We start from the raw sequence: 10,750 nt of genomic DNA, 5'->3' as shown, positions 1-10,750 counted from the left end.
TCCATAACCTTCGCACCATGCCTAACAGAATTCTTTTGTATGGAGACCTGGTAACTATTTTAACACGCATACAAAAAAGCCTGAAAAAATCCAGGCTTTTTTTGTTCGTTCTCCCTTCTACTTTGCAGGTTTAATAACTTTTGAATTTCTACCCATTCCTTCCAGGTCGGTATACTTCAACAACCGAGCGATATTCCGAACTCGGTGATACAAAAGTTCCTGGGTATGTTCTATTGATTCTTTCAATGTCAGCGGCCCATTTGCAATTGCATGCATGCTCTCAAAAACTTCATACAGATCATATAAATTACTTTCGATGGAGCCTGAAATTAAAATTGTAGGCTTTTTATGCCTTCTTGCCATTTTGGCAATTACATAAGGCAATTTCCCTTGTAATGTTTGGTGATCGGTGCGTCCTTCACCTGTTATTACCCAGTCACTATTCAGGATTTTAGCCTCCAAATTAATGCTATTTGCAATTAATTCTGCACCAGACTCCATTTTCGCGCCGATTGTAAGTAGTGCAAAGCCCAGCCCTCCAGCCGCTCCTGCCCCTGGAATGTCAGAAAACTGTTTTCCCAAATGGCATTCAATCTTATCAGCGTAATCCTTCAAGGTCTGATCCATTACTGCCAAGTCGGTTGATTTCACACCCTTTTGGGGTCCAAAAATGTATGTCGCTCCACTTTTACCACATAAAGGATTCTTCACATCACTCGCTATCCGTATCTCTGTATCCCATATACGAGGATCTACACCACTGTAGTCGACATCGTGAATCTTAGACAAGTTGTGTGGGTATGGTTCCAGCCTGGTACCATGCCGATCTTTAAAGGAGACGCCTATTCCTAGAAGCATTCCAAAACCGCCGTCATTCGTTGCACTCCCACCCAGACAAAATATGAATTTCCTGTAGCCTGCTTCTAAAGCATTTTCGATGCATTCTCCAATTCCGAGGGTCGTATATCTAAGTGGGTTTCGTCTCTCTTCAGACACTGCAGTAAAACCTACAAATGAAGCTACTTCAATAACCGCTGTTTGGGATTCTTCTAAAAGACCGTAATGAGTCTTTATTTTCCCTCCCAGGGGGCCAGTAACTGTTAAAGCTAGTTTCTTTCCTTTGGTTGCATGTAGTAAAGCATCAATTGTACCTTCACCACCATCTGCCATTGGAGTTACATCAATAATAGCATGGGGTATCTCGGTTTTAATGGCTGAACTAATAATTTCACCAATAGATTTAGCGGACTCGCTGCCCTTAAATGAATCTGGAGATACTAAAATCCTCATGACATACCTCCTGTCCACTCCCTCTCTTGTTCAATTTTTATCAATCAGTGCATATTTCTTTTCTATCTTTGCTACAAGAGAATAATTTGTGTCAACCATGTTTCCTACATATAGTTTTCCTATCTGTGTCAACGCTTGATATGCCTCTAACTTATCCCAGCCAAGTTCGATCATCCAATCTATCAATTCACCGTATGCTATTCGGGCAGCATCCTCCATTGGCCTGGCACTTCCCACCGCCATTAATTCAGTCGGACTTTCGATACGCGGCCATTCAAGGGACTTTCCTTTAATGAGTTCAAATTTCATTGTCACCTTACCTGTAACTTCCAAAGCAACACCGCATAATTCCCCTTCCCCTTGCGCGGCATGGCAGTCACCTGTGTAGAAATAAGCCCCTTCTACGTTAACAGGTAAATGAACGGAATTACCTGGTTTGGTATCCGGCACATCCATATTACCGCCATGTTGACCAGGCGTCAGGGCAGACACAGCTTCTAAGTCCGGTGCCGTTCCCATTGTACCCATAAATGGTTTCCACGGAAAACTCAGCTGTGTATTGTTTACCAGCATGCCGTCACTCAGCTGATAGATCCAGACTTTCTCAGGTAATGGTTCATGTAGCATTTTTGTCATTGAAGTGGCAGTCAATCCCCCGAAGTATGGATTTAAAATACTGACAGCCCAATCCCTTGTCGGCTCTATATCAATAATATGAACGATGAGTGTATCGCCCGGTTCAGCTCCCTCAATATAGATTGGGCCAGTTTGCGGGTTTAAATATTTCCCTAAGATTTCAGATGGGATATCTGTTTCTTTTGTAATTTGGTTCTCAAAGGCATCTTCAGTATAAATCACAACTTCCTCGCCTGGTTTTACACTTGCAATCGGTTCTAGATAACGGCTGAATACATAGCTATGTTTACCGGGCTGTTTTATAATTTTCACTTCTTATCACTCCTGTTCTCTTCTCTAAATGAGACTAAATAGTAATGTATTAAAATTATACTGTTAGGTATTTTTGGATTATCTCGGATGACAGGTCATCCGATGTATGTTCACCAATAATTCTTCCTTTATCAATTGCATAACAAGTATCGGCCAAGCTTTTAATTAATCCAAAATGTTGTTCCACAAGGAGGACGGTTAACCCTAAGTCTTTATTGATTTGCCTGATGATTTCTCCAATACTTTGAATAATATTTGGTTGTATTCCTTCTGAAGGTTCATCCAGTATCAATAAATCTGGTGTACCAATTAGTGCTCTTCCAATCGAAAGTTGGGCGCGTTCTCCGCCGCTTAACGTCCCCGCCTTTTGATGTAAACGCTCTTTTATCCGTGGGAAATAGTTGTAAATTACATCAAAATCATTGTTTTTCTTTTTTACGTTAATAGACTCACCCATTCGTAAATTCTCTTCAACGGTTAAATTAGGGAAAACACCATGGCCTTGAGGTACGTAACCTATACCAAGCCGGGCCCGGGAGTGAGTTTTCAGTTTCGTAATATCCTGATTGTTAAAATGAATTTCACCTGAACTTGAAGGTAACAGCCCCATCACTCCCTTCATCAATGTGCTTTTACCTACTCCATTTCGTCCTATTATGGAGACCACTTTGCCCTTTTCCACTTGAATTGAAATGTCTCTGATAACTATTATTTTGTTATATCCTGTTGTGAAATTCCGAATGTCAAGCACCTGATCACGTCCCTTCCGAACTATCTGAGCCTAAATAAATTTCAATCACTTCTTTATTGGATTCAATCTCATTTATATTTCCTTCTGCGAAAGTTGCTCCCTGGTGCAATACTGTAACTTTCTTTGAGATTTGTCGAACAAACTCCATGTCATGATCGATAAATATAATTGAAAATCCGTTTTCATTAAGACGCTTAATAATCTCGGCTGTAAAAGCTGTTTCTTCCGGCCCCATACCAGCAACGGGCTCATCAAGCAATAGTAAGTCAGGATTTGACAATAACGTCATGGCTATTTCCAGCCATTGTTGCTGTCCATGTGATAGATTGTTTACTTCCTGTAGCAAAAGATGTTCTATGCCGATCAGTTCGACAATTCTTTCTATTTCACCTTTTATTTCGTTATTCTTCATATAGTTTTGGGCTGCAATCCGCATATTTTCATAACCTGTTAACTCTCCGTACACACATGGAATTTGCATTTTAATACCGATCCCTAGCCGAGCACGCTGCCATGTAGGCATTTCGGAGATATCAGTGCCATTAAAGAGAATTTTTCCTGAGGTGAGGGAGTGTATTCCCATAATCAATTTGAATACTGTACTCTTCCCAGCACCATTGGGGCCGATCAGTCCACGCAGCTCTCCCCGTCTAATAGTCAGGTCTACGTGATCCACCGCCCGTAAACCGCCAAAGTCCCTCGTTACCTGGCTTAATTCTATCAATGCGTCTGATGCATCAGTAAGTTCCTGCCTGCTTAGTATCGCTTGCTGTGTCATTAGCATCTCGTCTCCTTCTCGAAGAAAATAATCGGTCCAGCGCATTGAAAATTGTTACTACGATCCCCTTCGGAACAATTAATATCACCATAATCAAGATGAAGCCCAATATTACCAGTGCATACTCACTTCCACTGACCGACAGCTTTTGTGAAAGAAAGTAATACAAAACAGTAAATATCATGACACCTGAAAGATTATTCCGGCCAGCTGCCGCCACTAGTACAACTGGAAGTGCAGCTGCTGATATTCCCATGGCAGAAGGAGATATATAGCCGCCCCAAGTAACATATAACACTCCACTGAAAGCAGCGAGGACGCCCCCGAATGAAAATGACAATGTTTGTAGAAGAGAGATATTATATCCGAGCAATTGGCTTCTTTCCCTGTTTTCTCGGATTGCTACAAAGCTATATCCCATTTTTCCATGTTGCATCTTCCTTAAAAATAGGTAAAATCCTATTAAGACTAGTATTATAAAATAGTATTGATAAGTACCTACTAAAGAAAACTGTATGCTGCCTATTTCTATAGAAAGTGGTGGGATATTATTGATTCCATTGTCTCCTCCCAGCAGCACACTTCCTATTTTCCATTGGGAACCAGCAGATTGCGCTAAAAAGGTTGCCATTACAAGCGTTACACATAAGGTAATCAATCCAACGAATACATCATTCACTCCGCCGTAAAACATGAAATATCCCAAAAGTAAAGCAAGTATCCAGGCAATAACCAGAGCTCCCACTAAGGCGACAATAGTCATCGTGTTATTATTAAAATTCATACTGATCATTGCATAGGCATAGGCCCCCACTCCAAAGAAAGCGGTCTGGCCAAAACTGAAGATTCCTGTTAATCCCCAAATAAGCCATAAGCTCATGGACAAGAACACCATTGAGAAAAAATAAGACATATTTAAGACATCATATGCGGAAGCGATAAGGGGAAAAAGAAGAAATACGATACAAAGTACAAGCATAGTAATCTTCTCGGAGTCGATTTTTTTGAAATTTTTCAAATTATCCATTTGTTTTTTTCACCCTCAATATTTTTTTCTCCAACAGTCCCGAAAAACCGGTCGGCCATAGTCTGATAAATATTATGGCCGCTACCAACAATCCCACTCTTCCTATGAATGTCCCAAATATATAGGAAAGAGCACTATGCACGATGCCTAATGTTCCTCCCGACATAACGGTTCCGATGAGAGGGTTCGCTCCCCCGACAATCACCGTTACAAAACTCTCCATTAAGAATCCTGTACCGAAAGTTGGTCCGATGGTCATCGTGAACGAAAACAACCCGCCAGTTAATCCGGCAAACATTGATCCAACCACAAAAGTAAGCGTATACATTTGACTTGTATTGGTACCCAGACTTCTGGCAATCTCTTCGTTTTGCATAGTCGCCCTGGATCGTAATCCGAACTTCGTATGCATAAACACCCAATATAAAAGCACAACTAGTAAGCAAGCAATAATAGTCAAGATTAAGCGGTATAATGAATAATTGATACCCCCGACTGAAAAGGAACCAAGCGGTGTGGAGGGACCTTGCAATGAAGGGCCCATCAAGATCAACATTCCTTGACCCATTATTAAACTGATGCCCCAAGTCGCAACTACGGAATCTTGAGGTCTACCATATAGATGTCGGATGATTAGTTTGTCAACAATAAATCCAAATATCCCTACACCTATAGATCCTAATATAATCGCGATAGGTATAGGGACTCCGGCCAAACAGGAGAGTGTCGTAATGTAGGCGCCGAGCATAATAAACTCACCATGTGCTAGATTAATGACCCCCATCATTCCAAATATGATAGCCAGCCCTATTGCAGATAAAATCAAGAATGAAAAGCTGTCCATAAACTGGTAAATTGCATTAAAAGCGTTTTCTAGGAATATGATAGTCGTCAACTCCCATCATTTTAAATATAGATGTTCGAAAATAGAGGAGGAGATTAATCCTCCCGGCTCTTAAATGATACTAATCAATTGGAGTATATTGCTGATTCGGAGAATCCTGCGTTAAGTCAATACCTTTTTCTTCATGTAGCCAGAACGGCTCCACCTGATCCCACTTATACAAGGTGCTGATCTTATGGTTTTCATCCGCATAAAACAAGTAGACATCCTTAACTGCATGGTGGGATTTCGGATCAATGGTTACTTTTCCAGAAGGCGCCTCCCAGCTCAGACCATTTTCCAGTTCAGCAATCACTTTATCTACATCAGTCGTGCCAGCCTGTTCCACTGCTTTCGCCCATAAGTTGACTCCTGTATACTGAGCTTCTGCTTCCATACCAACATAGTCATCGTCAGGGAACTTTTTACGAAACTTTTCCACAAATTCTTTTGCTTCAGGTGTATCCATTTCCTCCATGAAAGGTGCGGCGACATGCATATGAGCTAATGCAGGTGCTTCGGACCGTATATGCTCATATTGCTGCGCCATATTGATCGTGGTGGCCATCGGCAAGTCTTTGATTCCCTGCGTATTCCACTGTTCATAGAATGATGATTGTTTTTCACCGGTCAATAGCACAATTAGAAAATCAGGTTTCGCCTTTTGAATTTTATTGATACTACTGTTAAATTGGGATTCACCCAGCGGGATAAACTCTTCGCCTACAATTTTTCCGCCGAGATCTTCCGCAGCCATCCGAACCCAATCAGCAGTTATCTGTCCGAAGTTATAATCTGCGGCAATCGTATACACATTCGAACCGTAATTTTCAATCATATACTCCATCACTGTCATAACCTGGTGTTCAGGTACTGCCCCTGTAGGAAACGTATACTTACTTGCTACTCCGCCTTCATATTGATTATTATAAAAATACAGCATCTTATTCTCTTCCATAATTGGACGGATTGCTTCTCTTGAGGCACTTGAAAATGCGCCCATTATTACATCTACTTTATCTTTTAAAATTAGCTTTCTGGCCATTTCCTGAAAACGTTTATCATCCGACTGTGTGTCTGGAGCTACTATCTCGATTTGTTTACCTAACAACCCGCCATTATCATTGATTTCTTCAACAGCCAACTCGACAGCATGGGATTTTTGAATTCCGACAAGTGCAAAATCTCCTGACCGGTCTTCTAATACACCTAACTTAATAGTGTCTCCTTCCGCTTTCGATGAGCCATCGTCACCACATGCCGTTAATATAGAAGAGACAATAATTAGAAAGACAACGTAGAATAACGACTTCTTATAATTTCTCATAACATCCTCCTTTTTATTATGGCAATTTTTGTTTCGAAGAAGCTTAGTGATAGAAGATAATAGGGACTGTAATTCAAATTCACATCCTCTCACTTATCATTTGAAAGCCCTTATATTTCTATATCTATCTTATCAAGAATACTTAACTTATATTTTGTGTAAATTAACGAATTTTCAGATATTTACAGGCATTCTTTGTACTTAAAAACAATTATGACAATTTCAAGCGATTTCATATTCATATTTTTCCAATCACTTTTTAAAAATATTGTAAATACTGTGTACACTGGATATAAAAAATGTTATCCTGCCAGAACAGTTGACCAGCCAAGACTTCTAAAAAGTGAAGGAGAAAGAAACAAACGTTCAATTTAAAGAAAAATCATTTTTCTGTTAACATTTTACACCAAATCATCATTTGCAGGTTTAATGCATCACTAAATTTTCTTGGATCCAATCCCCACGATTCTTTGATTTTATCCAACCGGTATATTAATGTGTTTCGGTGAATATGCATCTCCAATGCGGTTTTCTTCAAATTTAAATTATTTGATAAAAAAACTTGTAATGTTTCCTCGATTTCTTTAGTTAAAGGAGGTTTTTGATTAAGGAAGGATGTGATGAAGGTTTGACGATAGTTCTTTGGTATCTGCGCCACCAGATTCATTGTTCCCCAATCTGAGATATGGGCAATAGTACGTTTAGAATTTGATTGTTTTAAAATATCAATACTTTGAATTGCCTCCAATAGACTTGTACGGTAACCAAATATTCCTTCGTATATGCCGCCAATTCCAATGTAATTAAAGAATCCTTCGGTTTTTAACTTTTCACTGAACTCCTTGCATGTTTTATAGTAGCCAAGTTCAAACTCCCGATTCGCAACAATGCAAACTACAAACATTCCTTTGCCTAAACCCGCGACAAAAGAATTGAAAGGAAAGTATTGTTTTATCGTATTGAATATCTGTGTCTCATTTTGATGCAGTATTTCATAATCAAATACAGACGCATTAAAATTACTGATTTGTACGGCAATCATCTTGCATTTTTTTGCAAGATCAATGCTCAGATAACTCGCTTCATTTTCTAGCCTGGCGAGATCGTTATTCTCCTTGTCTCTTAATTTGTGAATCCAATCCTCCAGTGCTGTCTGTTTAAAACGTAATTGTTCAATCAGCAATTGTTGTTCTAACAGTGTTTCCACAGTAATCTTTATTATATGGATAAATTTATAGATTTTTTTCGGATCTCCTGTAATGCCTACGACTCCCACAATTCTTTCTTTAATTACAATCGGTACGTTTACGCCTGCACTGGTCCCAACCATTTTGGCATCATTCACTGTGTGAATAATCCGTTCCCTCTTTAGTTCTATGGCTTCCAAAGCACCCTGATGTACTTGATTTGTTCGCTCAGAATCACCACTGGCTACGATTATTCCTTTTTCATTCATAATATTCACATTGTAATCAATAACTTTCATAATCTCATCTACAATAGGTTGCGCAATGTCAGCAGTAATTAACAATTTTCCTCCCCCCTTTATAACTACAATAGTAGCATAAATCCGTAAAACAATAGATTGATTTTCTTAATTCCTTTATAAACACTAGCGTAGTATAAACAGTTTCGAAATATTACATCTGTTCTTTGTCCACAAGGAAAAAACGAAGACGGCTGAACAAAGACAGTTAACATCCATTTTTTCACTATGCCTTTCTGCTACTGTGAAAAAAATAGATGGGCCGTGTTACGGCACACTTTTACCTTCGAACTTTCGGAACCAAATATGCGCGGACTTCTATAATGACGCCTTTAAATAGCGGCTAATCTGCAAGTAGGTTCGCTCACTTTTTGTTCGAAACTGCACCAGCACATTTAAGCAGTAGACGATCATCGCTAGATACACTTGGTTATGCACGCCCTGCTGGCTTTGTGCGTAGAACTTCTCGATGTTCAAATGTTGTTTCATCCATTTGAAGAACAGTTCAATAACCCAGCGCGACTTATACAGGTCTGCAATTTCGTCGGCAGATAAGTCAAACCCATTCGTGATCAGGTTCAGTTGCTTACCTTTGGAATCCAGTACTTTCAAAAGACGGAACACATTTTCCGACCGGTATTGCGTTGTGCCGATAATACCAGGGTATCTTCTGGTAACTGGAATTGTTCGAGCGACCGGACAACTGCGTTTTTCCCCAGATGAGAGACGAAGAAATGCCCCTTATCTGTCATGAGGTCAAACTGTTCGTAATCCAAATAGACATGGTCGAACACATACAGGCATTCCTTATCATTGACTAGAACCTCCAGTTGACCGCGATTGTGTTCTTTGGCGTTCGTCAGAACTGCATGATCAGGGTAGGAACAACCATTTTCCATAAACACGAGGCGCAGATTGAGCTTGATACCGGATTTCTCAAATGCAGTTTTTCGTCTATTCTTATCCATGAGTGAGTCCTTCTTTCATAACCACTTGGAATAATTCATATATCATAGATATTGAAAAGCCTTTAAGTTATAACAAAAAGAGAAGAGGTCGCTTATTCTAATCCGATTGCTCGATTAAAAGGCTCTCCCCCTTCTTTGATGACTCCATATAGTTGCTAAGGTTACGGATCTTTTTCTTCGTGTAACGCCTCGACATTATTCCTCATAATAAATTCACCGAGTCGCGCAAGTGATCAACTGCTAGATGTTGGTAGCGCATCGTAGAACGCAGATCGGCATGGCCGAGAATACTGGCGATGGTGATCTGTGGGACATTGCGTAAGGTTAGATGAGTGGCAGTGCAATGTCGTAATGTGTGCGGTGTGATTGGAATATGGAGATTCGCTAACTCTGCGGCCTTCCGTAGCTTGCTTCGGATATCCGAGGGACTGAGCGGCTGGTTGGTATAGCGAGATGAAGGAAAAATATAGTGACTGTTTGCTGGAAGGTGTTCAGTGTAATAGCTAATTATTATTTCTTTTAGCTGGTCATGGAGCGGCAAATATAAATCTTTCCCTCCCTTCACTTTTGGCAAATAAATAACTTTTTCATCCAGATGGACATGCGCTTTTTCTAATATACGTATGGGAGTTAAACGGGAGCCTGTGTAGTACAGCAGACTAAATATAAGGTGATAATTTGCGCCTAGTTGTTTCGATGCTTGAAGTAATTTCCTAACCTCTTCTTCTGAAGGTATGGTCGGTAAAGGGGTATATACTTTTGGCATTTTGATTCGCGCAGCTATATCGTGAGGATAATCGCATTCGTAGTATAGGTATTTATAAAATGATTTCAATGTTGCCAACCTTCGACTGACTGTGCTTGGCTTATTCCCCCTTCGTCTGCCTTCATCCATAAAGTTTAAGACGTCTGCTTTTGTAATTTCATCCATTTGAAAGTCATGATTCTTTTTTTGCTCGCCCATAAATATACAAAACCTCTCTAAGTCCTTGCCATATCCATCTATGGTTTCATTTGAATACCCCTGCCGTTGGAGATGTAGCAAAAACTTTACAGTACATGTGCTGAATACGAGTGGCGATCTGTTCATTTATCATCGTCCTTCCCTTTCTTTTTACTATATTTTAGAAAGGGCTGGAATGGGGTGTAGGCGATTTATTGGGGGGAAGTGCTGATTTGTTTAAGAGTGCAGGTGCAATAACGTTCACGGGAGCCGTTATAGCCGCAAGGACAGGGATTGGTTGTCGCTATTAACGTAAAGGACGCGGATAGCTCACTGTTTGTTTGACACG

The 10,750-nt window shown here is 40.1% G+C and carries 10 protein-coding genes and 1 pseudogene; all 11 read right to left on the bottom strand.

Annotated features, from left to right (window positions below; genetic code table 11):
- Positions 1-117: 117 nt before the first annotated feature.
- Positions 118-1,290 carry a glycerate kinase gene (locus GDZ68_RS03595; RefSeq protein ID WP_153720909.1) on the bottom strand — a complete coding sequence of 391 codons (1,173 nt, stop codon included), beginning with the start codon at positions 1,288-1,290 and terminating at the stop codon, positions 118-120.
- 30 nt (positions 1,291-1,320) lie between these two features.
- Positions 1,321-2,238: an acetamidase/formamidase family protein gene (locus GDZ68_RS03590; protein ID WP_153720908.1), complete on the bottom strand. Its 918-nt coding sequence runs from the start codon at positions 2,236-2,238 to the stop codon at positions 1,321-1,323.
- A gap of 55 nt (positions 2,239-2,293) precedes the next feature.
- The gene (locus GDZ68_RS03585; RefSeq protein ID WP_153720907.1) at positions 2,294-2,989 is read right to left on the bottom strand and encodes an ABC transporter ATP-binding protein; all 696 of its coding nucleotides are present in this window, start codon (positions 2,987-2,989) and stop codon (positions 2,294-2,296) included.
- A 4-nt stretch (positions 2,990-2,993) separates the two neighbouring features.
- Positions 2,994-3,767, bottom strand: a complete 774-nt coding sequence (locus GDZ68_RS03580; RefSeq protein ID WP_228550992.1) for an ATP-binding cassette domain-containing protein — start codon at positions 3,765-3,767, stop codon at positions 2,994-2,996.
- Entirely contained in the window at positions 3,727-4,794 is a 1,068-nt protein-coding gene (locus GDZ68_RS03575) for an ABC transporter permease subunit (RefSeq protein ID WP_153720905.1), read from the bottom strand. The genes GDZ68_RS03580 and GDZ68_RS03575 overlap by 41 nt, the downstream gene beginning before the upstream one ends.
- Positions 4,787-5,689, bottom strand: coding sequence for an ABC transporter permease subunit (locus tag GDZ68_RS03570; protein WP_228550991.1), 903 nt, complete (start codon positions 5,687-5,689; stop codon positions 4,787-4,789). The genes GDZ68_RS03575 and GDZ68_RS03570 overlap by 8 nt, the downstream gene beginning before the upstream one ends.
- Before the next feature lie 70 nt (positions 5,690-5,759).
- The gene (locus GDZ68_RS03565) at positions 5,760-7,004 is read right to left on the bottom strand and encodes an urea ABC transporter substrate-binding protein (protein WP_153720904.1); all 1,245 of its coding nucleotides are present in this window, start codon (positions 7,002-7,004) and stop codon (positions 5,760-5,762) included.
- A 382-nt stretch (positions 7,005-7,386) separates the two neighbouring features.
- Positions 7,387-8,535, bottom strand: coding sequence for a CdaR family transcriptional regulator (locus GDZ68_RS03560; RefSeq protein ID WP_153720903.1), 1,149 nt, complete (start codon positions 8,533-8,535; stop codon positions 7,387-7,389).
- Between the two features lie 273 nt (positions 8,536-8,808).
- A pseudogene (locus GDZ68_RS03555) lies at positions 8,809-9,428 on the bottom strand (IS4 family transposase); the annotation flags it as partial.
- 232 nt (positions 9,429-9,660) lie between these two features.
- A complete protein-coding gene (locus GDZ68_RS03550; protein ID WP_153720902.1) occupies positions 9,661-10,548 on the bottom strand; it encodes a tyrosine-type recombinase/integrase in 888 nt (295 codons plus the stop codon).
- A gap of 65 nt (positions 10,549-10,613) precedes the next feature.
- The gene (locus GDZ68_RS18170; protein WP_228551000.1) at positions 10,614-10,709 is read right to left on the bottom strand and encodes an ATP-binding protein; all 96 of its coding nucleotides are present in this window, start codon (positions 10,707-10,709) and stop codon (positions 10,614-10,616) included.
- Between the last annotated feature and the right edge of the window lie 41 nt (positions 10,710-10,750).

Source organism: Sporosarcina cascadiensis, assembly GCF_009650995.1.
Lineage (GTDB): Bacteria > Bacillota > Bacilli > Bacillales_A > Planococcaceae > Sporosarcina > Sporosarcina cascadiensis.
The sequence above is the reverse complement of the archived record's forward strand: the minus strand, read 5'-3'. Positions and strand labels throughout refer to the sequence as shown.